The organism is Membranihabitans marinus (assembly GCF_019802045.1).
In the GTDB taxonomy this organism is placed as follows: domain Bacteria; phylum Bacteroidota; class Bacteroidia; order Chitinophagales; family Saprospiraceae; genus Membranihabitans; species Membranihabitans marinus_A.
Genome location: NZ_JAHVHU010000011.1, coordinates 72,834 through 98,582, shown reverse-complemented (window position 1 = coordinate 98,582; position 25,749 = coordinate 72,834). Strand labels below are relative to the sequence as shown.

Annotated in this window: 20 protein-coding genes and 1 CRISPR repeat array (1 of these 21 cut by a window edge); of the genes, 6 read left to right on the top strand and 14 right to left on the bottom strand. The window is 46.1% G+C overall.

Features of this window, described 5'->3' with window-relative positions; all coding sequences use genetic code 11:
* Nucleotides 1-105 precede the first annotated feature (105 nt).
* Nucleotides 106-1,122 (bottom strand): glucokinase, encoded by a 1,017-nt coding sequence (glk, locus tag KUV50_RS12660; protein ID WP_222580531.1) that lies wholly within the window; start codon nucleotides 1,120-1,122, stop codon nucleotides 106-108.
* Between the two features lie 560 nt (nucleotides 1,123-1,682).
* Here glk and ftsH point away from each other — a divergent pair.
* Both ftsH and KUV50_RS12650 read left to right on the top strand, forming a co-directional pair.
* Nucleotides 1,683-3,614: an ATP-dependent zinc metalloprotease FtsH gene (gene ftsH, locus KUV50_RS12655; RefSeq protein WP_222580530.1), complete on the top strand. Its 1,932-nt coding sequence runs from the start codon at nucleotides 1,683-1,685 to the stop codon at nucleotides 3,612-3,614.
* Between the two features lie 438 nt (nucleotides 3,615-4,052).
* A complete protein-coding gene (locus tag KUV50_RS12650; RefSeq protein ID WP_222580529.1) occupies nucleotides 4,053-6,521 on the top strand; it encodes a T9SS type A sorting domain-containing protein in 2,469 nt (822 codons plus the stop codon).
* A 676-nt stretch (nucleotides 6,522-7,197) separates the two neighbouring features.
* Here the strand turns inward: KUV50_RS12650 and KUV50_RS12645 are convergent.
* From KUV50_RS12645 to atpD, 9 genes are read right to left on the bottom strand one after another with little or no spacing between them, the layout of a single operon-like run.
* Nucleotides 7,198-8,082 (bottom strand): F0F1 ATP synthase subunit gamma, encoded by an 885-nt coding sequence (locus KUV50_RS12645; protein WP_222580528.1) that lies wholly within the window; start codon nucleotides 8,080-8,082, stop codon nucleotides 7,198-7,200.
* The gene (locus KUV50_RS12640; protein WP_222580527.1) at nucleotides 8,079-9,629 is read right to left on the bottom strand and encodes an alternate F1F0 ATPase, F1 subunit alpha; all 1,551 of its coding nucleotides are present in this window, start codon (nucleotides 9,627-9,629) and stop codon (nucleotides 8,079-8,081) included. The genes KUV50_RS12645 and KUV50_RS12640 overlap by 4 nt, the downstream gene beginning before the upstream one ends.
* Nucleotides 9,616-10,392 (bottom strand): hypothetical protein, encoded by a 777-nt coding sequence (locus KUV50_RS12635; protein WP_222580526.1) that lies wholly within the window; start codon nucleotides 10,390-10,392, stop codon nucleotides 9,616-9,618. Before KUV50_RS12635 ends, KUV50_RS12640 begins: the two co-directional genes overlap by 14 nt.
* A gap of 9 nt (nucleotides 10,393-10,401) precedes the next feature.
* A complete protein-coding gene (locus KUV50_RS12630; RefSeq protein WP_222580525.1) occupies nucleotides 10,402-10,671 on the bottom strand; it encodes a F0F1 ATP synthase subunit C in 270 nt (89 codons plus the stop codon).
* Nucleotides 10,664-11,365, bottom strand: coding sequence for a F0F1 ATP synthase subunit A (locus KUV50_RS12625; protein WP_222580524.1), 702 nt, complete (start codon nucleotides 11,363-11,365; stop codon nucleotides 10,664-10,666). Before KUV50_RS12625 ends, KUV50_RS12630 begins: the two co-directional genes overlap by 8 nt.
* Nucleotides 11,362-11,664, bottom strand: coding sequence for an ATP synthase subunit I (locus KUV50_RS12620; protein WP_222580523.1), 303 nt, complete (start codon nucleotides 11,662-11,664; stop codon nucleotides 11,362-11,364). The genes KUV50_RS12625 and KUV50_RS12620 overlap by 4 nt, the downstream gene beginning before the upstream one ends.
* Entirely contained in the window at nucleotides 11,654-11,977 is a 324-nt protein-coding gene (locus KUV50_RS12615; RefSeq protein WP_222580522.1) for an AtpZ/AtpI family protein, read from the bottom strand. Before KUV50_RS12615 ends, KUV50_RS12620 begins: the two co-directional genes overlap by 11 nt.
* Nucleotides 11,974-12,360, bottom strand: a complete 387-nt coding sequence (locus tag KUV50_RS12610; RefSeq protein WP_222580521.1) for a F0F1 ATP synthase subunit epsilon — start codon at nucleotides 12,358-12,360, stop codon at nucleotides 11,974-11,976. The genes KUV50_RS12615 and KUV50_RS12610 overlap by 4 nt, the downstream gene beginning before the upstream one ends.
* A 27-nt stretch (nucleotides 12,361-12,387) precedes the next feature.
* Nucleotides 12,388-13,815 (bottom strand): F0F1 ATP synthase subunit beta, encoded by a 1,428-nt coding sequence (gene atpD / locus KUV50_RS12605; protein ID WP_222580520.1) that lies wholly within the window; start codon nucleotides 13,813-13,815, stop codon nucleotides 12,388-12,390.
* 265 nt (nucleotides 13,816-14,080) lie between these two features.
* On the opposite strand from atpD, the gene KUV50_RS12600 reads away from it, so the two are divergent.
* From KUV50_RS12600 to KUV50_RS12585, 4 genes are all read left to right on the top strand, one after another.
* The gene (locus KUV50_RS12600; RefSeq protein ID WP_222580519.1) at nucleotides 14,081-14,932 is read left to right on the top strand and encodes a universal stress protein; all 852 of its coding nucleotides are present in this window, start codon (nucleotides 14,081-14,083) and stop codon (nucleotides 14,930-14,932) included.
* A 42-nt stretch (nucleotides 14,933-14,974) separates the two neighbouring features.
* Complete coding sequence (locus KUV50_RS12595; RefSeq protein WP_222580518.1) at nucleotides 14,975-15,259, top strand: hypothetical protein; 285 nt, start codon at nucleotides 14,975-14,977, stop codon at nucleotides 15,257-15,259.
* A 67-nt stretch (nucleotides 15,260-15,326) separates the two neighbouring features.
* A complete protein-coding gene (locus tag KUV50_RS12590) occupies nucleotides 15,327-16,874 on the top strand; it encodes a PAS domain-containing sensor histidine kinase (protein WP_222580517.1) in 1,548 nt (515 codons plus the stop codon).
* 20 nt (nucleotides 16,875-16,894) lie between these two features.
* Nucleotides 16,895-17,959: a response regulator gene (locus KUV50_RS12585; protein ID WP_222580516.1), complete on the top strand. Its 1,065-nt coding sequence runs from the start codon at nucleotides 16,895-16,897 to the stop codon at nucleotides 17,957-17,959.
* On the opposite strand, the gene KUV50_RS12580 is transcribed toward KUV50_RS12585, so the two are convergent.
* From KUV50_RS12580 to KUV50_RS12565, 4 genes are all read right to left on the bottom strand, one after another.
* Nucleotides 17,956-18,375 (bottom strand): hypothetical protein, encoded by a 420-nt coding sequence (locus tag KUV50_RS12580; protein WP_222580515.1) that lies wholly within the window; start codon nucleotides 18,373-18,375, stop codon nucleotides 17,956-17,958. The genes KUV50_RS12585 and KUV50_RS12580 overlap by 4 nt on opposite strands.
* Before the next feature lie 158 nt (nucleotides 18,376-18,533).
* Entirely contained in the window at nucleotides 18,534-19,286 is a 753-nt protein-coding gene (locus KUV50_RS12575) for a T9SS type A sorting domain-containing protein (protein ID WP_222580514.1), read from the bottom strand.
* Between the two features lie 2 nt (nucleotides 19,287-19,288).
* Nucleotides 19,289-20,677 carry a DUF1501 domain-containing protein gene (locus KUV50_RS12570; RefSeq protein WP_222580513.1) on the bottom strand — a complete coding sequence of 463 codons (1,389 nt, stop codon included), beginning with the start codon at nucleotides 20,675-20,677 and terminating at the stop codon, nucleotides 19,289-19,291.
* A gap of 15 nt (nucleotides 20,678-20,692) precedes the next feature.
* Entirely contained in the window at nucleotides 20,693-22,504 is a 1,812-nt protein-coding gene (locus KUV50_RS12565; protein ID WP_222580512.1) for a DUF1800 family protein, read from the bottom strand.
* Nucleotides 22,505-23,438: 934 nt separating this feature from the next.
* Nucleotides 23,439-25,749: direct repeats of the CRISPR family, unit length 30 nt; unit sequence GTTTCAATTCCAGTATGGTGCGATTAAGAG; it runs 1,339 nt beyond the window's last position.

Sequence of the window (25,749 nt, the reverse complement as noted above, 5' to 3'; positions counted from 1 at the left end):
CAAGCGGAACCAAATATAACTTATCGAACTTCATTCTTGTCCTTCATCCTGATGGATATCAAATTCCAACGAGCTGGTATTGGTGTAAGAAAGTAGTGCTGATATTCACCTCGTCGCCCCATAATAGGCGGCCCCCAGCAAGGCTGTTTCGGGGTTTAACAGAATGCGAACAGGTACTTTTTTTAAAAGATAATTCATTCGACCACTGCGCACAAAAGAATCGTTGAAGTGAAATTTTTCAAATAATGGGACTATTTGAGGAGCAATGCCACCTCCTATAAACAACCCGCCGGTGGCCTTCATTTTCAAAGCAAGGTTGGCCGCTTCACGAGCCAGATAATGAATAAAAAGTCGCATGGTTTTGTGACACCGTGGACTATGTTCGATGTGCTGACTAATTTCGGCTGCGGAATCACCGCTGTCAACCTTATGAGTCACCCACGCGGGTTCCTCCAGATTTTTATTTTCTGTTAGAAATTCGTAGATATTGACAATGCCGGGGCCACAGATCAACCGTTCATTGCTGACATACCCGTGCTTTTTCTGCAGGTATTTATACAATTCAAAATCGAATTTATCCCGAGCCGGAAATTCGCAGTGTCCACCTTCTGAGGCAAATGGATGGTAATATGTTCCATCAAAATAGATTCCCGATTCACCCAAGCCTGTCCCAGGAGCCAGTATAGCGGCATTGCCCGAAGGCTGAGTACTGCCTTGATGAATAACTACTACATCCTCATCAGTGAGCATGGCCAATCCAAAAGCGGTTGCTTCCAGATCATTGATCAAGTGGACCTTAGGAAGACCCAGCTGCCGGATGATTTCGCGGCTGTTTACTTCCCAGGAGAGATTGGTTGGCTTCGCACTCCCATGAAATACCGGTCCGGCCACGCCAATACAACAGGTATCGGGCTTCGGTTGATTTTTCAAAAAATCTTTGATTATCTCGGACATGCTTTGATGTTTCTGGGAAGGATAATTCTGTTGTTTGAGTATTTTTTTCTGATCTCCTTTCATTTCGATGAGAGCGAGATTCGATGTAGTACCACCTACATCAGCCGCAAGGACAGAAACAGCATGGTGAGTGATCTCGTGATGCATGGGAAATAGCAAAGGCAACATATTTTGATTTATTTTATTAAATGTACTGAAAAGTATGGATAATACGGATTAGTATGCGGGGAATTAGACTGGAATAAAAAACGAGAACGAAAGAATTTCAAAGTGATCTTATATCAGGTACTTCCCGTTACCTTCTATGTCGCGCTTACTGCCTGATTACTATCATTTGCATGACTGACCAAGGATGTGGCTTAAATGTACAGAGTTCCTTATTTTTATGCTTATATTCCAAGGGCTGGTGCAGTAGGGATTAATTGTTGACTGACATTTTATGAGACGGGCCGGTGACCGTGTGATGATCTGGATCGTCAGGTCAAATTATTGAATGTATGAGCTTACTCCGAAAAGTCAGTTTATTATTTTATTAGCCCCGTGCCTTTAGGCCGGGGATGATAATGCAAAATTATATTGGGCTTTATCCCTGAATGTGTTAATTTATTAATGGTGAAAGCCAATATGTGTGTCATGATAGATATCTCGGGCTAAAGCACCGGGGCTAATCATTTTAAAATATGATTTTCTGGAGTGGACTCAATGTAAGCTATCACAAATCAAGCAAAATGCAAGCAAAAAAATCTAATGAAAAAAAATCACCAAAGGGCTTTAATATTTATTGGATATATGCCGTGTTCTTGGTGATATTGATCGGGTCTTACCTTATGAATCCAGCTACAGAGGGGGCGGAAATAAGCTGGTTGCGCTTTGAGCAGGATATGCTGAGTCAACATGATGTCGAAAAAGTAGTGGTGGTTAACAAAGAACAGGCGGAGATTTACATTAAACCGGGCCGGCTGGAAGAAGAGAAATACCAGGATATTCCGGATAATTTCTTTCAGGGGATGGCCGCGCCGCATTATACGATGCAAATTGGGTCGATTGAAGGTTTTGAAAGCAAATGGGAAGAAGCTCAGCAAGACTTTACACCGGCAGAGAAGGTCGAACTCAAATACGAAAACCGGGTCAACTGGTGGAGTGGTATTTCCTGGCTCTTGCCTTTTGCATTGATTGTGCTTTTTTGGCTTTTTATTTTCCGGAGAATGGGTAGAATGGGCCAAGGCGGAGGAATCGGCTCCATGTTCAATTTCGGAAAATCAACGGCCAAACTCACTGATATCGATACTCGAAGTGAAGTCACTTTTGAAGATGTAGCCGGTTTGAAAGAAGCCAAAGTTGAGGTGATGGAGGTGGTGGATTTTCTCAAAAATCCGAGTGAGTATACCAGACTCGGCGCTAAAATACCTAAAGGCATTCTCTTGTATGGGCCTCCGGGCACAGGGAAGACATTACTCGCTAAGGCGGTGGCTGGCGAAGCCCGGGTGCCTTTCTTTTCATTATCGGGTTCAGAATTTGTTGAAATGTTTGTAGGGGTGGGTGCATCCCGGGTACGGGATCTCTTTAAAAAAGCCAAGGAAAAGGCACCCAGTATCATCTTTATTGATGAAATCGATGCTGTAGGGCGTAGCCGGGATAAGGGGAATGCCCTCCAATCCAACGATGAAAGAGAAAATACCCTGAATCAAATGCTTGCGGAGTTGGATGGTTTTGGACCCAACACGGGTGTGATCGTCCTGGCTGCGACGAACCGTGTAGAGACCCTGGATAAAGCACTGTTAAGGGCGGGCCGATTCGACCGTCACATCTATCTGGAATTGCCCACTAAAGAAGAAAGGATTCAAATATTCCGGGTTCACCTCAAACCACTGAAGCTGGACGATGATGTGGATGTGGAACTGCTGGCGGCATTGACACCGGGCTTTTCGGGCGCTGATATTGCGAACATTTGCAACGAAGCGGCACTATATGCAGCCCGTCATAAAAAGAATATGATATCACAAAATGATTTTGCACAGGCGCGGGATCGGATTGTGGGCGGACTGGAACGGAAAAGTAAAATTATTTCACCCAAAGAAAAATATATTGTGGCTCACCATGAAGCCGGTCATGCGGTAGCCAGCTGGTATATGGAAAATGTGGATTCTTTGGTCAAGGTATCGATCATTCCCAGAGGGAAGTCATTGGGTGCAGCGTGGTATTTGCCTAAAGAACGTCAGATTGTTACCAAGGGGCAGTTTTTAGATCAAATGTGTGCCATGTTGGCCGGCCGGGCAGCTGAAGAGATTATTTTTGATGAAGTGTCATCTGGAGCGTTGGATGATCTGGAGAAGGTGACAAAGCAAGCTTATAACATGGTGGCTTATTATGGATTTGATAAAGAAATTGGGCCGATCAGTTTTTACGATTCCACCGGTCAATATGAGCGCCTACTCGGTAAGCCGTACAGCGAAAATATGGGGAAGCTTATCGATCAAGAAGTACAGCAGCTGATTCTTTCCCAATACAACCGCGCACTGAGCATCTTGACCGAGCATAAGGATGAACTCACAGAGCTGGCACAGCTTTTACTGGACAAAGAAGAAGCGGACAAAGAAGATTTAGTACGAATTTTAGGGAAACGGAAAGCAGCAACATTATTAGGGACTGGAACGAAATAATCGATCCGGTTTTGACTCGCCCTGTGGAATAATGCCTCCCGCATGCCGCGGGACGCGGTATGGCATTGTGTTGAAATGCACGGGGTATAAAGGGTGTTTTTAAGTTGCAAGAGTTCAATCCGGTCCAAAGATGTAAGCTTGCCCGCGCGAAAAAGGAGATTTTCGGTTCCCTCATCCAAGGTCCACTGGACCTTGTGCCTGCAGGCTTCATTCAGTCATCCATCCCGTTTACTACCTTAAGAATTTAGTTCATGATGCACTGGTGCGCAAAAGATCTGGCTAATGCTATATATATATAATTATTTTCAAGCAAGCACATTATACTTTAAGGTTATTGGAATTTACCGAATATTTATTTTATATTTATACAAATTATTTTATTAACGAATCGTGCGCCGAAAATTTGATATTACCTTAGCTTTAATACTTCCATATTCTATGAAACCTCAAACCATTATTCCACACCTCTTATTCTTCATTTTTCTTACCATAGTAGCACGGGCGCAATGCCCCACCGGGGATGTCACCCTCTTGTCTCAGGCTGAGGTTAATGCCTTTGCCACGAATTATCCATCTTGCACGACTCTGCCCGGCCATCTTGGCATATCCGGAAATAATATTATGGACTTAAGCCCCCTCGAAAACCTGGAAACGATCGGCGGGTATCTGCTTATTTACAATAATAGTTCTTTGAAGAATGTGGACGGTTTATCGTCATTGTCATCGATCGGCGGGGATCTGAATATTTATAATAATGGTTCTCTGGCGAATGTGGACGGTTTATCGTCCTTGACATCGATCGACGGGGGTCTGAATATTTATAATAATGGTTCTCTGGCGAATGTGGACGGATTATCGTCCTTGACATCGATCGGCGTCGTTCTGGAAATTCGAGATAATAGTTCTTTGATGAATGTGGACGGTTTATCCGCCTTGAATTCGATCGGCGCGAGTCTTTACATTTTTTATAATAGCTCTTTGACGAATGTGGACGGTTTATCGTCATTGTTGTCGATCGGCAGGAAACTTTATATTGTGAGTAATGTTTCTTTGACAAATGTGGGTGGTTTATCGTCCTTGTCATCGATCGGTGGTGATCTGGCTCTTTACAATAATGGTGCTTTGGCGAATTTGGACGGATTATCGTCCTTGTCATCGGTCGGCGGAAATCTGGACATTCGAGATAATAGTTCTTTGACGAATGTGGATGGTTTATCGTCCTTGTCATCGGTCGGGGGGTGGCTGTGGATTCAGAATAATGCCATACTACCTTCCCTCGAGGGGCTGGAAAACATTGATCCGGGATCGATCACGGATTTACGGATACAAGATAATCCTATACTCTCCTATTGCGACCTGTCCAACATCTGCACCTACTTAGAAGGAACAGGGCCCAGAACGATAAGTAATAATACCGGAGAGTGTGCCACAGAAGCGGACGTGGCATACGCCTGTTTGCCGGAAGTGGTCTCGGTGTCAGATCCAGAAGCCATCGTAGAACTATGTTACGGTACTGCTTGGGAAGATGTCAGAAACTTGCCAGACATTGTTTTGGTAACATTGGAAGATGACAGCGTAGTCGAGGTTTCGGTGGAGTGGAAAAAAGGAGGCTATAATGGCGTTAATCCGGGGAAATATGAATTGAAAGGAGAACTAAGAATCGCACCAGGGGCGGATTATAATAACCTCGGTAAGCTGGAAGCGACACAGACTTTACGGATTTTGCCGTCCCTGGAGATTCAATTGGTATCCGGTGTAGCCCGGGGAGATACGATCCATCTAACCGACTGCCTGCCCCCTGATATTTCCAGAGACGACCTGGACATCAGCCCACACCGGGGGAGGATTTCTTTTCGAAGCAACATATACCCGGCAGATCTTCCCGAACCCCGGCCTCACGGGATGTGGAAACTGCTGGAGTATACATATGAAGTGACAGACCGGTGTGGGGTAACAAAATCCTTCGAAAACTTTGTGGCACTTTACGACCTGGACCCGCCCGTTTTCCGGAATTTTCCGCCTGATATCAGCATCGATTCACCTGATCGTCTTCCTCCGGCACCCTCCGATGTCCGTATCCTCGATATCTGCCGGTATGTGGTGTGGGATACAGTGACCACAACGCCCATAGTGGATCCCGAAACCAGTGATACCCTGGCTTTTGTCCGCCGGTGGACGGCCGAAGACGGTGTGGGGAACAAATCCTTCCGCGACCAGATGATCTATATCCATTCGGTACCCCGACCTGATCTCAATAGGATCAAAGCACATATCGTAAAGGAATCCGACTTGCCAGCGGCCCGGTTCCCCGGTGGCGTCGGTACAGACTCTATTCCGGTGACCCTTTATCGGATTGATTCTGTTACAGGGTCCAATCCTGTGGATACCCGTTTATCTGGCAATTGGCAAGGCAGCAAGGGCACTGTCGTTTTTAGTCCGCTTCTTCCGGGATCGTACCGGATTAATATTGATGTACCACCTGGATATGAAGCTTTTCATCCCGACTCGCTGATCATGGCGGACGGCTGGTCGGATACGCTAGTTCTTTCCGGAGATTCTACCTTGGATCTGGAAACTATCCTGCTGGTACCGGTTCGCGATACCACTGCGATGGCTGGGTCTCTAGTGGAACCAGGCATTCCTGATTATTCTGAAATAAGCGCTGCCGAAATAAAGCCAGTTTCCATATATCCCAACCCCACCTCAGGTCGGATAAAAATAGAGGTTCAAAAAGGAATCTCGCTCAACTATACCATATTCAACCACCTGGGACGGGTCATGGAAAATGGCAGAGTAGAAAATGGATCAGTACTTGACTTGAGCAAACAAGCTCATGGAATGTATTTTATCAGATTAGAAAATCAAGGATTTGTAGCTACCAAAAAGATCCTGTTGTTCAATCAATGATCCGGGCTGGCTTGAGCAACATTCCTGATGAATATCCATAGCGATGGGGAATTATTTCCCGTTTTGGTGCTCTTCAACCGGCAACGATCCGCCAGAGATGGATCACAATGTAAAAAGTCGCCGATACTTTGGATCCTGCCAAGTTCTGTTCAAGAGTTTGGTACAAAATTCACCTCTGGGAGTTTACTAATTGATCCGTTATGTGTCTTGCAAATCAAATCCAGCCATTTTTTGGCAAGATTTATTACATAGTGATATCATTGGGGAGAATAAGGGTTAAGACGGGTCGCTCTCACGCCTGCCCTACTAGTGCACGAACTCATAAATACTATACACTATTGAAGGCTTCTTTTATTGACATATCTTCATCATCAAAATCCTTACTTAGCTATGGCTATGCGCGGTTTTGCTTCTTCGATGTGTCAAAAAATAATCTCTTCTATAGCATACATTACTTATGATTCCACGCACTAGCAACCTTCTTCCCCCATCCTCATTGGTTCTGGCTCATCCAGGCTAGGTATTGGTGGAAGGCACCTGGCCTGGTGTGAAGATTGGGGGGCCTTCCTTAGGTCATGAGGTAAACCTTACACCTGACCTGTTCCAGAGGTGTAAGGCACTATCCTCTCCCTCCAACCTCCACTACAAGTTCCTCCCACCATGCCCCTCTTGTGATTTATCCTTTCTTTTTCAACGCTTCAAATCCAGCCACTACATCAAACAATTCTTCGTCAATCATGCTTTGCCTCATCCGGTTGTAGTTTTGTTGCAGCACTTCCAGCATTTCTTCAATATTTTTTTCGGCTCGAGTCATAGCCGCCAGCCGACTGGCATTTTCACTGGCCAGGGATTCGGCACAGGCTTTGTAAAGGGATACGAATAGGTATTCCCGAACCAGTGTCCGCAATGTTTCTTTTGGATGGCCAATCGTTTCGGGTAGATTCCTGGTAGGCCACCGGAGTTGTCGGACTTCCTGTTCCCATTGTTCATCTATCGGAAACAAACGCCGGCTTTTGGGCTGATAAGTTTCGCCGGTCAGGGGGCTGTTGTGAAAAACGAAGATGGAACCTGAGTTGGGGCTTTTTCTGAATTCCTCAATATGAGTTAGAATATGATTAACCAGTGGCGTGATACCAGATACAGAGGTAGGGACAGTAAATAATTTTGTCGGAAAAAGTTCTGATTCCGATAAGCGAAAAAAAGTTCGCTCACCAATTGCCCAGGACTCCATCCGCCCCGGCACTGCTTTCAATGTTTTTTTTGAAAATAAACTGATGGTATCATTGAATGGTCCGACCAATCCCTGATCAGAACCGAAGACGATGGCTACATGCCGTACGGGTCCGGCTTGATCGTGCATTACTGTCTCACTGGTGATCTGATCTCTTAAGCTAACATACATGCCCAGCGAAATCGACCGATAGTAATCCTGTAAGGCCTCAACAGCCATTTCAAAACTGGTCATATTGGATATCGCCATGGCTTTCATGGTCCGCACGACTAGAGCCAACTCTCCGGCACTCTTTGTTCGCCGTTGTATGTTCTCAAGTGAACCTGTCATGATGCGTCTCTAAAATCTAAATTATCTTCCACCAAAGGCTGAAGAATCTCCTGAATCACGCTGAAAATAAAGGTTTTATCCACTTCCTTCAGTGCTTCGGAAGAGTGAATGCGCCGCACTAGTTCCTCTGGAAGCCGGGATGAACCCTGACTGAGTAAACGTTCTGCTTCTGGTATTTTCTCCAGAGGAATATTTTTCAGTAACCCGCCGGTTAATGCCAGTAAAAGCATGATTTGATCCGGGACTGAAACGGGATTCAACTCGGGCTGTTTTAGACAGGCTCTTATCCGATTTCCATGCGCAATGATTTCTCTGCTTCTTTCATCCATTCGGGTCCCAAAACGCATAAATGACTCCAATTCCTCAAACTGGGCATAAGCCAGCTTCAGATTGCCGGCTACTTCCCGATACACAGTGAGCTGAGCTTTGCCACCTACCCGGGAGACTGAAGTAGCCACATCCACTGCCGGTAACACACCCAGGTCGAACAATCTCGGAGAAAGATACAACTGTCCGTCCGTGATGGAGATCAAGTTGGTCGGAATATACGCTGAAATATTTTGTGCCTCTGTTTCTATGACAGGCAACGCAGTGAGGGATCCTCCACCATGAGCCTTGTTCAGATGGGTGGATCTTTCAAGCAACCTGGAATGAATATAAAATATATCACCCGGAAAGGCCTCCCTGCCTGGTGGCCGCCGGAGTAAAAGAGAGAGTTCCCGGTAGGCCCGGGCGTGGTGGGTGAGGTCATCGTATACGATCAACACGTCGGATCCCTGTTCCATAAAGTATTCCGCAATGCTTGTGGCGGCGTACGGTGCTATGTATTGCAATCCCGGCGGATCGTTCCCTTCGGTGACCACGACAGTGGTATAGTCCATCGCGCCATGATCATTGAGCTGAGATATCACCTTAGCCACGGAAGCAGAGCGCTGTGCGATCGCACAATAAACACAGATGACATTTTTACCTTTTTGATTGATTATGGTGTCGATCGCGATCGAAGTCTTTCCCGTCTGACGATCTCCCAGGATCAGTTCGCGTTGTCCCCTTCCGATCGGAATGATGGCATCGATGACCTTGATCCCGGTTTGCAATGGTACATTGACCGCTTCACGATGCATGATTGGCGGGGCCGCACGCTCGACGGGGTACCTCTGGCTGGATACCACAGGACCTTTGCCATCCAGGGGTAAGCCGAGGGGATTCACGACGCGACCTGAGAGTTCCTCGCCGACCGGAATATCAGCAATCCGGTGGGTCCTCGTAACCGGATCACCGGCACGCAATCGATCTTCCGGTCCCAGAAGGATTACGCCTATTTCATCCGGATCCAGATTAAATGCGATTCCGAACAGACCATTGGGGAATTCCAGCAGCTCTTCGTTCCCTGTACCCGGCAGCCCGCTCACGAGGGCGATGCCGGATGACACATGTGTGACGATACCTTTTTCCCGATACTGAATCCGGGGAGTAAACTCCGCTTTTCTTTCGCTGATTTCACGAAAAGTATTTTCTATAGTTTCTATGAAATTAGGATGTGACATGGTCTTTCTGCTTGTGTGATAACAAGGATGTGAATTCCTTTTGAAATACATCCAGGTACGAATTGATATTCCAGGAAAACTGGAATTTGCCGGTATGGATCGAGATCCCACTAACCAGATCTGGTACGACTTCATATCGAACGGGTACAGATCTGTTTGCAGCTTTGTAGAGCGCTTTTTCAAGCTTATCCCTGGATGCTTGTTCCATAGAGAAGGCACTTTCGATCAGAATCGACCCCGCACCAGAGAGTGCTTCCTCAAAATTTTTATTTTCCCGATCGTCCCAATCATTTATTTTGTCAATAAAGACGGAAACGATCTGCGATTCAAGATCGGCATCGGCCAGGTCTTCCAGGGCTTTACTGGAAATAGCAAAAACGCCATCCTGTAGTTTTTGTTTCAGTAGCCCGGTCTGCTCCTTGGCGTCACGGGCCATCGCTTCAGCATAACGGGCACGCAATGCCTGAGCTTCTGCCCGAATCTCATCAAACCGCCTTTGTTTCTCTTTCCGGACGGCCTCAGCTGCAGCAGCTTTTATTTCTGATTTTTCTTTATCAAATGCCGCATTTTTATGTTTGAATTTTTCCCGTGCTTTTTGAGCTTCTGCTTTTTCATGTTCAGCTTCACTCAGCTGTTCAGCGATTTTTTTCTCCCGTGAATCGATGGCATTCAATACCGGCTTGTATAAAAAGCGCTTGAGCAGCCATACAAGGATAAGAAAATTGACGATTTGTGCTATAACTGTAAACCAGTTGATCTCCATTATAAGCGATTAATTTACTATGAACTGGTTCCAGAAAGGGTTGGCAAAAATGAGGATCATCGACAGTACAAAGCAATAGATCGCGGTCGATTCGATCATAGCCAGTCCTACAAAGAGGGTCCGGGTGATCGTCGAAGCTGCATCCGGCTGTTGTGCGATGGAACTTAGCGCCGTTGATACGGCCCGTCCTTCACCGATGGCAGGCATCATACTGCCGATTCCTGTGGTCAGTCCTGCAGTTACTATTGAAACTGCTGCAATAATTGTTGTGTTATCCATTTTGATTCGTATTTTTTGATGTAATTTTTTGTGCATCTTCTGTAGCAGCCGCAATGTAGACCGTAGCCAATATGGCAAAGATATATGCCTGTACTACGCCGGTGAGCATCCCAAAAGCGCTCATAAGCACCGGAAAGAAAAAAGGCGCAATAGAAAGCAAAATCGTCAGAATCAACCCACCGCTCATTATATTGCCAAACAACCGCATGGCCAGTGAAATGGTCCGCGATATTTCTCCGATGATATTGAATGGCAACATGAGTACATTGGGTTGTATGTAGGTCCGTAAATATCCTTTGATACCACTTTCTGCGATCCCAAAAACGGGAACCGCAATGAATACGCAGAGCGCCAGGGCTACGGTGGTGGACAATGAACCTGTCGGAGGTTCATACCAGGGAATGATCGCCAACAGATTGGAAATGACGATAAAAAGAAACATAGTTCCTATGAATCCTATGTAGCGTCTTGCTTTTGTCAATCCCAATTCCTCGATTTGGTCTTTTATGGCCAGAACCACAATCTCCAGAATCGTTTGCCACCGCGTGGTTTGGAATTCTGATTTTAAATTTTTTGTAATCAACCATGAAGATACCACGAGGAGGATCATAATCACCCAGGTCATTACGATCGTCAGGTTCAGCTGGAAAAATCCTTCCTGCCAGAAAATGATCTCATCAGGGCTGATTCTCATACGGCGCTTCTTTTATCCATCTTCATGATCGGTTGGGGTGCTTTCTGGGACAATCGAGTGGCGATAAACCGGGTTATAAGAAATCCACCCAGACAGATCAGCAGGTATTCCCATCCCATATGGACCATATAGTAAAAAACGGCGAGCACAGAGGCCATCCTGAGCACAAAGCTACTGATGAATATCAACGCAGGTTGACTGGATCGGGCTCCTTTCTGTACGGTCAGCCATAAGACTCCGAAAAATGCACTTCCCAGTGCAATTCCCGTAAAAAATGATAGTAATATTTTAATCGTCATCTTGATTCGTTTTTTTATTGATTTCTTGATTTTCTTTTTCTACCCAATTCCACGCCATCGCCAGCCCGGCTATCAGACCGGCGACCAAAAGGGACAACGTCCAGGAAAAAGGCTGGGGGTACCGCTTGTCGAGCCATACACCAAGTGCAGCTCCCAGGAGTGTGGGCACGACCACAGACCATCCTATTATCCCGAATAACCCAAATCCGGACCAGGCACGTGGTTTTTCTTTTTGGGCTTTCAATTTTCGGTCAGCTTTGTCCCCGATTTCTTTACTGAAGGACCGCTGCATCGTAGGTCGCTCTTTTTTCATCGGTCGTCGATTACTTTCTGAAAATTTCGAATAAAGCCACTTTCCAGTCTGGCCATCGTGGACCGCGCTTCTACTTCGCTTTTATCGAGGTCTAGTATTTCTTCCTCCACCACGCTCCGAAGTTCCTCCAGTGGTGCTCCCCCGACCGCATTGCGCACTGCGATCAGCACTTCGTACCCTGATTTGACCAGGATGCCCGTATCGACTGCTACATAGTTTGTCGCTCCTGATTCTGTTTCATAGGATAATATACCAGGGATAAGTCCTGTGGTCCCGTCCAACCGGTGGGGCAACAGACCATATGCACCGGCATGGGTCTCTACTCCTATTTTAGTGACTCCCTGAACTTCTGCGAATACCTTATTAGGAAGCAAAATTTTCATTTGTATTTTTTGATCATCGTTCATGGGTCAAATCTCTTTTTGATTCCTGGTCCGGGCTTTTTTTACGACTTCATCGATTGATCCGATCATATAAAAATCACTTTCCTGATAATCCATAAATTCATCACTCAATATTCTTTCGCACCCCTCCAGCGCATCCTCCAGCCGTACATTTTTTCCCTTGTATTGGGTGAATTGCTCTGTTGTGAAAAAGGGTTGGGTGAGGAACCGCTCCAATCTGCGGGATCGGTTAACGACCTTTTGGTCCTGCATGGAAAGCTGTTCCAACCCCAGCATTGCAATGATGTCTTTTAGCTCTTCATACTGAGCCAGCGTCTGTCTGATCTCCTGTGCGATCCGGTAATGCCGTTCCCCGATGATGGTCGGAGTGGCCATCTTTGAATCAGATTCCAGGTGATCAATGGCCGGGTACAGACCTTCACTCGCTCTTTTTCTGGACAGAACGATCGATGCAGAAAGGTGAGAGAAGGTATGGACAGCCGCAGGGTCAGTCAGATCATCCGCCGGTACATAGACAGCCTGTATCGAAGTGATCGCTCCGGTCCTGGTGTTGGAGATTCGTTCTTGCAATTGCGACAACTCTGTGCCCATGGTGGGCTGATACCCCAGCCGGGATGGCATTTGGCCCAATAAGCCAGATACTTCCATGCCAGCCTGGATAAATCGGAATACGTTATCGATGAGGAGCAGAACATCTTTGTGTTCATCATCCCTGAAATACTCTGCCATAGTCAACGCAGCATGCCCCACCCGGAACCGGGCGCCTGGAGGTTCGTTCATCTGTCCGAAAAACATTACCATATTGGGCAGGACGCCGGCATCTTTCATGTCATGGTAGAGTTCCAGCCCTTCGCGGCACCGCTCACCGATACCACAAAACATACTGACTCCCTCATGATTTCGGACCATATTGTGGATCAATTCTGTCAACAATACAGTTTTACCAACACCAGCCCCGCCAAACAGTCCGGCCTTTCCGCCCCGTTCCAATGGAACCAGCACGTCGATGGCTTTTATTCCGGTCTCAAAAACTTCAGAACGGGTGGATCGTTCCAGGAGTGAAGGCGGTGCCCTGTGAATGCTTCGTTTTTCCATCCCATCAGGCAATATATAATCATCTGATGGATTCCCGAATACATCAAACATATGGCCCAGTGTAGCCTGTCCCACCGGGACTTGTATGGGTTTATTATGTGATTCTGCCTCCATTCCTCTGGCCAGGCCTTGCGTGGGAGTCAGTGCAACGCCACGAACATGGTGTCTATCCAGGAGCAGCTGCACTTCGATGGTAATCTCTTTTTGGGGACCCGCAAGAATCATTGACCGGATGGGTGGCAGGTCATTTTCAAAATAGATATCTATCGTACTACCGCGAACTGAGGTAATCGTTCCCACATTGATGTGTGGCGAATCAGGAGGGGTACGATGTGGCATAGAAGTATCCATTTGAACTCTTCTTTTATTGTGGTGACCCTGGCCTTATATTAGAACCCGGATCTGAACAGGGTGGTAATGCGCACCCGTTTAATTTTAACTTATAATACTTTTCTGCTCCAGTGTTTCCTGTCAACAGACATTATGCTGCATAGATATAGGAATTCAGAATGAAATAATCTGATGAAGATCATGGCCGAGTATGATACTGATCATTAAGTTGTTTTAGAATCGTATCTATTTTTGATGTAATCAAATGAAAGTCATGAAAACCATCATCCATCCGACAGATTTTTCTGAAAACGCACTCAGAGCTTTAGATTATGCCATAGAATTTTCAGTGCGGTATGGGGCTGAGCTTATTGTATTGCATATAAGCGATTTGCCAACCGCCATGAATAGTAATTCATCATCGACTTCCTACACAGAAATGGAGAATGAAAGAAGAGCCTCCATTACGGAACAGCTAAAAAAATATGTGGCCAACCCAATTAAGAACACACCGGATCCGATCAAAATCGATTTTAAGGTTGTATTTAACAGCACCATCATCGATGGCATACTGGAGACCATTAACCGCAGCGAAGCTGATCTGGTGGTGGTCGGAACGAAAGGGCGTAGTAAGTTGCGCGAACTCATCGTGGGCAGCACGACAAAAGCATTGATTTCAAAAGCTTTTTGTCCTGTCTTGGCTGTGCCTTCTGAAGCAGAATTTAAAGGTTTTGAACACATTATATATGCATCTGATTTTAATCCCAATGATCTGGAGGTCATTCATCGAACCACCGATGTAGCGCAGAAGCACGACGCCGCTGTTTCGGTGCTGCATATATCCAAAGAGGAGCCCGGAAAGGATTCTGATGCAGCGGCATTTAAACAATGGCTGACTGAGGTAGTCCAATATCCAAAGATCAAATTCGAGGCTTTGGTTTCTGAGCAGGTTCCCCCGGCTTTAGCTGGTTATGTCTCCGAAAACGACGCAGATTTGGTCGTGTTTTTTGAAAAAGAAAACTCCTTCATTCGAGGAATATTTCACAGAGGTACGGTGAAGCATTTTGTGGACCATGCAGCGACCGTTCCTCTGATGAGTTTTAATAGTCACTCCATCCGCAAGTAGGATGAAAAGTAATAGTTTTTAGATCATCATAAAAATAAAGTTTTGGCTCGAAGAATATATAGTATCATCACCGCAATATCGATCTTGATTATTATCTATCTGATCAGCACGCCGGTGGTGATCGGGGAGGATGCACTTTTTTGGATTGTCATTGTGTTGTACAGCGTGATCGTCGGTTCCGTCCATGGACTGTTATCTCATTCCATCAGTTCAAAAAAGAAAGACGCTCTGGTATTTTATCCATTTCTGATGGGCGGGTTGTTTATGGCACTACTTCTGATATACATATTTCTAATATTGCCATTCGTTATACCGGGTTTTATGTGATATTTTAGCTCTGGAATATAATTTATCTTTAGTAAAAGCTCCTTTGAGCCCAGTAAGAGCCGAAATAATGCTGAAAAAATTAATACAATCCGATGTCAGCAATGAACATTTTAAAGCTTTTTTCGAGCATGCAGCGATAGGAATCGTAGTCACTACGCTGACTGGTGAAATTACTGCCATTAATCCGTTCGCACTGGAAAAGTTTGGGTATGATTCTACAGAACTCATCGGTGGTAAAATAGAAACCTTGATCCCAAAACGGTTTCATGCAAAGCATGTCAATTACCGGGAAGATTACTCTGAAAATCCAGACTCCAGACCGATGGGGATCGGGATGGATTTATTCGGTGCCCGAAAGGACGGCACAGAATTTCCTGTGGAAGTGAGTCTGGGGCATTATGTGAGTCAGGATGGCCAGTATGTCATCGCGTACATTGCCGATATATCCAGGCGGAAATCTGTTGAGTCCGAATTTGAAGAGCTCCATGCAGAGCTGGAGAACACAGTAGAGGAGCGAACAAAGGAACTTCGGAGAACAGAGCATCTGTTTTTGCAATTGCTTAAAAACTATCCGGATGGCGTGATTTGTATCGTGGACCAACACTATCGGTTCGTTTACACCGGCGGCGAACTGCACAGACAGCTCAATGCAAATATTGACGAATTAATTGGGCAGGAAATCTTCCCTTTTTTTCCGGAAGGATTACGGTCTGTGATACTATCTGAATTGTCGCGTGTGTTCATTCACAAGGAGCGAATTACCGGATTAGAACTGCCTTATACCATCGCTGGTGGAACCTATGTTTTGGACTCGTTCCCACTGATAGAGGGCGAAGACCCGATCCAATACATCGGTATTATAATCAAGAACATCACAGAGTTGAAAAAAGCTGAACAAAGTCTGCGGGAAGACCTCAGAATCGAAAAGGATTTAAATGAATTGAAATCCCGGTTTGTATCGATGGCTTCGCACGAATTTAGAACGCCTCTGAGTACGATTCTATCTTCCGCCTACTTGATCGGTCAATATTCATCTGAAGCGGATCATCCAAAACGCGACCGGCATTTGCAGCGCATCATTTCTTCGGTCAATACCCTCACTGGTATTTTGGATGATTTTCTGAATTTAGGTAAAATAGAAGAAGGTAAAGTACAGCCCCGGTTTTCAGACTTCAATGTGGAGGATCTGATTAAAAATACGCTGGATCAAATAAAGCACAACTTAAAAAAAGACCAGGAGATTAATTATCAGCACGATGGTGATCCGATGGTGTTTTTGGATACCTCCTTGCTCAAGCATATTTTGATGAACTTGATTTCCAATGCCAGCAAGTTTTCGTCAGAAGGCGCACCGATTGAGCTGGTCTCCAGCCAAACTCCGAATCGAATAGAGATTTCGGTCCGGGACTATGGAATTGGGGTGTCACCGGAAGATCAGGAACACTTGCTGGAGCGGTTTTACCGCGGTGCGAATGCTCAGAATATTCAAGGGACCGGTCTGGGACTGTCTATTGTCAACAAGTATGCGGAAATCATGAATGGTCAGGTCTGGTTTGAAAGTGAACTGAATCAAGGGACAAAATTTACCGTCGTATTTGCCAGATCAAAAGAATAATACCCCGTGGGGATTGAATTATGAAAAAAATATTGTTGATAGAGGATAATGAAGATGTTCGCGAGAATACATCAGAGATTCTGGAACTGTCCAACTATGAAGTTGCCGTGGCTGAGAACGGAAAAGTGGGTGTCAAAAAAGCGCTTACTTTTTTACCTGATTTAATTATTTGTGATATCATGATGCCCGAATTAGATGGTTTTGGGGTGCTTCACGCCATTCAGAAGAATGCGGAATTAAAAAACATCCCGTTTATTTTTCTTACAGCAAAAACCGAAAGAAGTGATTTACGCAAAGGTATGGAACTGGGAGCTGATGATTATCTTACCAAGCCTTTTAGTGGCACAGAACTACTCAATGCGGTGGACGGCCGACTAAAGAAAAGAGCCTTGCTCAAAAAAGAATTATCGTCCGGAATGGAAGGATTGCAGCACTTAATGAAAACCTCCTTTGGTGGTTCAGACTTGCAAACAATAACAGAAGGACGTCATACGAATACCTACCAGCCCCATCAACTTATTTATTCAGCTGGAAACCACCCCAATCAATTGTACTATGTTGTCCGAGGTAAAGTCAAGGTTTCCCGGATTAATGACGACGGCAAGGAATTGGTGACCGGGCTGTATACTTCTGGTGATTTTTTCGGCTATGTTGCTATGTTGGATGGAGCGACCTATAGTGCTTCTGCTGCCGCGTTGGAAGATACGGAACTGGCCACTATTCCCCGAGACGATTTTGACCAGCTCATCCACCAGGATCAGAAGATTGCACAACAATTCATAAACCTGTTGGCACAGATGGTCGCTGAAAAAGAGGAACAACTGGTGAATATTGCCTACAACTCTCTTCGCCGAAAGGTAGCTGATGCGCTGATTCTGCTGCATCACAAATTTTATTCAACCTCAAATGATGGGGAGAAGTCCATCGATGTCAGCCGGGGAACCCTTGCATCTGTTGCAGGCACTGCCAAAGAGTCCCTGATCAGGACCCTCAGTGATTTTCGTGCTGAAGCCCTTATTGAAATAAATCAGGACCGAAGCATTACCATTCTCGACTTGAAAAAGCTAAAGGGGATGATCAATTAGTTTTCTTTTTCACGTGAAACTTTCTGTTGAAACTGTTGAAATACAGCAATCAACGAACGAAATCGGTCTTCCGAATAGACCATGTCTTCCCGCAAATGATGAATGGTTTCATAGAGTGTTTTAGGAAATCTAATGGCTTCTAATTTATAGTCCCTTAGTAAATTATCCAGTTCAATGACCTCGCTTTTCAGTACACTGATTATTTCATCTTCTTCGATGGACCTGGTTTGAAAATGTTCGATTTCATCGAGGGATTTTTGGTTGTATTCCTTCTTAAGAATAGCCGAAATATTATTTTTTATCATAATGTTTTGTTCCATTCTGGAATCGAGCATTTGTTTCCACACGGAGACTTCGGCCAGCCATTTTTTTATCCAATCGCTGGGAATAGTATGATTTGGAGTTGACGTATTCATCTACATGCCTTTTTTAAGTTTGTTCTGAGCCTAAAGGTAGTCCTCATTGACATGGTATAGAATGACAACGGTTAATGAAGGGAATGAGGCTGGTCAAGTCCGGGCCCAGAGAAATGAGCAGGGGCATGGAGCAACTTTTTAATGGCGAATTGAAATTTCTATTTCCCCAGTTGGATTAATTTGCGCGACAGGGAACTCGAACCCTGGGTGATGTGTAGAGCGTAATTGCCAGCCGGCAAATGATCGGTGCGAACTTCCATTTGTCGAGCAGATCCCGCAGCGGGCATCTGTCCGGACAAGACCGTCTGGCCCAGCACATTGGTGACCCTATATCGCGCGGTACCTTCACAGTCACTTCGAAGATCCAGTGTAAAATGGGTCGTATATGGATTGGGGTAAACACGCAAATTGAGACAATCATTATTTGTATCATCGTTTGAAGTGGCCACCGTCTGCTGATCGGTCAGATTAAAACGAACCTCACTGAATCCGACACACGGACCGCCGTAGTTATCAGTGGGGGTAATAATCACATAGCGGGTTTGCGTGCCTTTCCAGTCCACCACGGTTTCCCCTTCGTAAATACTGGTCCCCGGCGCCTGGTCCATTTCAAAGGAACCGAGATGCATCCAGAACTGACCGTCCAGGGAATAATCAATTTCGAAGGTGCGCATGCCGGAAGCCCGTTCCTGCGGGATATTTAGATTCCATATTTTTAGTTCTGCGAGCGAATAAACCGATCCAAAATCATAATAGGCCCAATGGGACTGGCCTCTGTTTTCATTGGGGCTTTTGGCTGTTTCACAACTTACCCAGCCTGCTGTCCAGGAGGTGTTGTGCCGGTCCGGGTAGCACTGGCCATGGAGAAAAATCGGCAGAGACAAAAGCATCGATAAGTAGATTATTTTCATGATCACAGGTTTAGAAAGCCAATAGGACGGTTGACGGATGAGGGATTGTAGAAATTACGGAGATTGGGAAAGAGTTCCATTGCTTCTCCTTTGGACACGCCGAACCACAAGGCCAATTCGGCAAAATATTGATCTGCTGAAGTGGTAGGGATCAGGACCCCATTTCCCAGATCGAGTGGGTTTTTTAATTCCAGGGAAGGGTATTCGCCATAAATACGTCCGCCTTCGACTGCGCCACCCATGACCATGGTATGGCCACCCCACGCGTGGTCGGTGCCATTGCCATTGGACGTTAGCGTTCGTGCAAAATCAGAGATTGAAAATGTGGTCACTGCCTGGGATTTATTGATCTCTTCCATTGCTGCCTGGAATTCACTGAGGGCCTTGCTGACCACGGGAAGCATATTCCCTTGATTGGTCAGTATCTCATCGTGGTGATCCCACCCGCCAAAATTGAGGAAGAAGATTTGGCGCTGAAACCCGAGTGTAGCCTGAACCGAAATGGTTTGGGCAATCATTCGGAAGCTATTGGATATGTAATTGTCAGAGAACGGGGTCTGGAACGAATGCGCCTGCTCCAGGGCTTGCTGGAATTCTTGTGTAGCCTCATCTGAACTTTTGATGGTATTGACGTAGGTCTGTTTGTAGATGTCCTGGTACTGTTTGTCCAGCATCTCGCTGAGCGCCGCCTGCTGGATCACATCCAGTTCCCAGGAGCTGTTGCGGCCGTAGATTCCCGGAGCACCGTTGGGACTGATCGCATACTCAAAGATCTCATTGCCTTGTTGAAATACGTTCGTTTCTGACAGGGAGATATTCATGGACATCTTTTGATTGAAATTCATAGACTGCACCAATTCGGCCACACGGCCACCCCATCCGGTCGCAGCACGTTGTTCCGGCCGGCCCGTCTGCCATTGCTGGATCTGATCTGAATGGGAAAAAAGACCGAGGGGGAGGGGATGACTTCCGCTGTAAAATTGTTGTTTGGTGGTGGGTTCGATCAGGGTTCCCACATTGGCAACGAACGCGAGCTTCTCCTGCCCAAAAAGCTCTCTGACTTCCGGCATGCCGGGATGAATTCCAAAATGCCCGGATGCTAAGCCCGGTGAACTCAGAGGTAACAGATCCTGCCGGGGAATCGCCAGATTGGATCGGGTGGTCTGGTAGGTGTTGTACTGGTTTTGCTCCGTGGGCACCAGCATGTTGTAGGAATCATTCCCGCCGGAAAGTAAGATGCACACCAGGGCTTTGTAGTCACCAGCTGCAGCCGTGGTCGAGTCCGCCAGAGCTGCTGCATTAATGGCTTTGAGGTTGATTAAGGAGGAATATAGCGTGGTGTATCCCAGCGCTGCACAACCCATTTGGCCCAAAAATTTTCGTCGTTTCATAGGATGCAGATGGTGTTATTTTAAAATGGCGAAGTCGGGATTGATCAAAGTCAGATACAAAGCAGTAGCCACCCGGTATTCCAGAAAGTCAGCCCCCATATTCCCGGGGCGCAGACTTTCCATCGCTTCGCGGATTATCTTTCGGTTTCCATCGGTCATTTGACCGTGGGTGAAAAGAATGTCCAATTTGTTAAGCAAGATCTCAGGGTCCTTGGCCAGGGGTTCGCAGGTCACATAATCCAGGTAGGTGGGTTCGATCTCTTCCCAGGAATTCAACAAATTCCAGCGGAGCGCCCATTGATAGAACTGGTTGATGATTCCAATACTGGTCTTGGAATTGTGAATCTGAAATTCGGGACCATAGAGATCGCCTTTTTTCTTGAAGGATTGGGGCTGATAATCCGGCAGGAAAAAATTGAACACTGAATTGGAAGCGAGCGGGATCTGTCCGGTGGTTTCAGCAAACTGATAGCCGATGTTCCAGTATTTGCCATTGATATTGAGCAGATCCATGGAGCGAACCACCTGCATATAGCGCTGAAAGGGCTCCCGCAATTTGCCCTGGTATTCATCCTGTATCCAGGCACAGGTGCGTGCCTCAGGGTCAAGCAGAATAGCTTTGACGACCGCTCCGAGATCACCTCGTTCACCGGATCCGTTGTTATTGAACACGGAAGCCACTCGGTCGATGTATTCCGGGCTCGGATTGGATTTGACCAGGTTTTGAATCAACCGCCGGGCCAGAAAGGGCCCTACATTGGGATGCATGGCGAGGTGGTGGATGGCCTGGCGGACATCTTCCATGCCGGATTGTCCGGCCGGGAGGGTGGTCCCGTTGATCAAATTTTTAGCGTCTGTATCATGGTACTCTTCGTACATGACCATCGGCACGGTGTAATCATTCCAGTACGGTTCCAAACCAAAATAGGGTTCGGTCAACCAGTCCGTGGTCTCCTTGATACCACCGGGTCCGAGTCCGGTGAACACCCGGGCCATTTCGGTGATGTCGCTATTGTCGTAGGTCGGGATATCCTGTCCGGCGCCGTCTTTTTTATGCGTTCCGTCATTGTTCAGCATGTAGAGGCCGATGCTAAAAAGCTGCATAACCTCCCGGGCATAGTTTTCATCGGGATGGATGTTTTTCTCCGGATCCGCTTTGGGGTTGTTGTAGTGACTCAGGTAAAAGCCCATGGCCGGAGATAACGTCACCTGATAGAGTAAATCTTCATAATTCCCAAGCGCATTATTGAGCAGGATATCGTAGTAGGTGGCCAGGGCTTCCCCCCGTCCGTCCAGATCGGACCGGATGGAGATCACCATGATTTGGCTCAGTGCCCAGGCGACCCGTTGTCGCAGTAAATCTTCATTTTGGATGTTATTCTGCCAGAACGCATACTGGAAGTGGTTCCAGGCGGGACCATAAAAATCATCGGGATTGTTTTCGGGATCCCGGAGGTAGAGTTCGTACGCTTCCCGGGTGATCGCCGTCATGGTTTCCATCATGGAAGGGCCGTGTATGGAAATTTGGTCATCGATCCAGTTTTCAAACCCCATGTCCATGACCCGGTCGATATCCAGAGCACTTCCGCCAAAGGACGCCTGCGATAGAAAACGGGCGGCGGCTTGTCTGGGGCCATCGAGACCTCGCCCATTGATGGTATTAGCAATGTGGGCCTGTTGATCCCGGCCGGGGGGTTGGAAATCGTTACTGGAATGAACGGTCATCCCCTGATAGTGACCGGCGCCGATATAGTCGGTGTATTCCTGGGCATGAATAAGTGAGGTACTGAAAAGCGCCATCAGAATCAGAATCCAGCGATGCATCATATAGGGTGTGTTTTATTAAGGTCACTCAAATTGTTTCTGATCCCGGGTTGCTGATAAATTTAACGATTTATTAGAGTTGGCGGTATTGAGGGTAGAAACTTTAACCTTTCGGAGCAGGGGGGGCACGACGGACTTCACGAGGAATCAGGGCTCATTTTCACCGAGAATCACGGCGTATGTCGTGTCAAGCACTTGCCGTGAAAGCCTTGCGGGTGTGGATAGTATCTGGCACCTGAATAGCGGACACTCACCAGAACGTGGTTTCGCCGAGAATCACGGCGATTGTGGTGTCAGACACTTGCCGTGAAAGCCTTGTGGGTGTGGATAGTGTCTGGCACCTGTACAGCGGGCATTAACCAGAGCGTGGCTTCACAGAGGATCACGGCGTTTGTGGTGTCAGACACTTGCCGCAAAAGCCTTGCGGGTGTGGATAGTATCTGGCATCTGTATAGCGGGCATTAACCAGAGCGTGGCTTCACAGAGGATCACGGCGTTTGTGGTGTCAGGCACTTGCCGCAAAAGCCCTGCGGGTGTGGGTAGTGTCTGGCACCTGAATAGCGAACCACAGGAACGAATCATAGTTTTGGATATGTCAAACCCCGAGGTATTGTACAATTGTTGATGATTTGAGTGTCCCGGGAGAATGGAGCTCCAGCTCCGTTCATAGTTGGAAATCAACCTAAATCAATGGATGTCAGTAGTCCGACCAGCGCGGATCACTTACAGAGTAAAAAGCAATCGAGTCAACTGCATCGACGATGTAAAAGAGAAATACGAGGCATAGTGTCGAAACAACCGCATCCACTGAACGCAAACATTTCTTTGAAGAAAATTTGATAACTAATAAATAATGGGCACCACATTATTTATATACGAGTTGAGACATATAAGGATGCGGCTTGAGATTTAACAGATCTTCGAGATCTGTCAAATCTGCCGCATTCCAGTATGGTGCGATTAAGAGGATGACGGACAGACATTGACGTTGACGGATTCATTAAGTTTCAATTCCAGTATGGTGCGATTAAGAGCTTGATCTCCTTCACCTCAACCGGACGTGCTCCGTGTTTCAATTCCAGTATGGTGCGATTAAGAGGATAGGGCGGTTCAGCTTCAACAATGGGTATTCATGTTTCAATTCCAGTATGGTGCGATTAAGAGTAAGCTATCTATTGAATCTTACCCTAACCTATCTTCGTTTCAATTCCAGTATGGTGCGATTAAGAGTTAATTCCAGTACGGGGACAGGTACGACATTTAGCCGGTTTCAATTCCAGTATGGTGCGATTAAGAGTTGATAAAAAAGCCTAACGAGCTTTGCTTCCAATAGTTTCAATTCCAGTATGGTGCGATTAAGAGGGGTGCGGGCTGTCAGTAGGAACAGCGGCTACTACAGTTTCAATTCCAGTATGGTGCGATTAAGAGGGTATATGGAAGGGTGGTATATGGATGGATGGCACAGTTTCAATTCCAGTATGGTGCGATTAAGAGCACGCCAATTTAGTTTGGTTGTCAAGTACGGTGCTCGTTTCAATTCCAGTATGGTGCGATTAAGAGTTCCCCGAAATTGTCGCGCTCATATTCTTGACAAAGTTTCAATTCCAGTATGGTGCGATTAAGAGAACTCTATTCTAAACCGAACACCCGGATGCCTGTGAGTTTCAATTCCAGTATGGTGCGATTAAGAGCGGGAAGATATAATTGACGTGATAGGGAAGAGGACAGTTTCAATTCCAGTATGGTGCGATTATGAGCAGACCCAACGTAATCAATATTGAATGTCACAACAGGTTTCAATTCCAGTATGGTGCGATTAAGAGTTTCAAAGCGACGCATCAAATTTGGGCTGAAAACAGTTTCAATTCCAGTATGGTGCGATTAAGAGACCGACATAGTCAGGGGTTGAAAAAAGATGTTACCCGTTTCAATTCCAGTATGGTGCGATTAAGAGAAGTACTTTGCGACCTTGATTAATTCATTAAGTGTGTTTCAATTCCAGTATGGTGCGATTAAGAGTGAATAGTATCATGAAGCCAGTCGTTGTCCTTATACGTTTCAATTCCAGTATGGTGCGATTAAGAGACGTTCCCGTCCTTTGCTTCCGCAGTGCTGTAGAACAGTTTCAATTCCAGTATGGTGCGATTAAGAGTACACTCATTTTTCTTGTTTTGATTAATTAAGATCAGTTTCAATTCCAGTATGGTGCGATTAAGAGAAGCCTATGAGAACATTTCAGTTCAGAAGCTCATAAAGGTTTCAATTCCAGTATGGTGCGATTAAGAGACAGATCAGAAGGTCTTACCCGCGGTTGCAAAGCGTGTTTCAATTCCAGTATGGTGCGATTAAGAGGTTTCAGGAAGCCAAAACAGAGGACGCTATCATCAACGTTTCAATTCCAGTATGGTGCGATTAAGAGTCATCAAAGGATTGGTGTTTATTGTAGTGTAAAAAAGTTTCAATTCCAGTATGGTGCGATTAAGAGATGGCAATCTATCTGGAAGCCATAGGCTGTCATCAGGTTTCAATTCCAGTATGGTGCGATTAAGAGTCTTACCAGGTCTTCTAACACTTCTTTATTAGAAGGGTGTTTCAATTCCAGTATGGTGCGATTAAGAGAGGATCTGTTTTAGGATCTGATCTTTAATATGCGGGTTTCAATTCCAGTATGGTGCGATTAAGAGGAGTGGCAGATGGCTAAGTTCGCAAAGCCTGAATCCAGTTTCAATTCCAGTATGGTGCGATTAAGAGTTTGGTTTGGAAAGTCAAAGAATCACCCTCGGCAAGTTTCAATTCCAGTATGGTGCGATTAAGAGACCATTCTATATTGACCGGTCCGGGGGCATTGATCGGTTTCAATTCCAGTATGGTGCGATTAAGAGCTGGGCCGTTCTCTACATTGACTATTCCGTCAGATGTGTTTCAATTCCAGTATGGTGCGATTAAGAGTTGGGGGACATTGATAAATACAACACAGGCACATTGAGTTTCAATTCCAGTATGGTGCGATTAAGAGGACACCGTTACCTCGAAGTCGTTACACGGGTCTTCGTTTCAATTCCAGTATGGTGCGATTAAGAGTTACAAGTCCGATCTAGATAGCGTAGCGGCGTGGATCGTTTCAATTCCAGTATGGTGCGATTAAGAGGCAACAGGCGGATGGCAGGAAGATAGTGACGGAGTGGTTTCAATTCCAGTATGGTGCGATTAAGAGTTGAAGTGGATGACCTTGTGTCCGAATTGAAGAA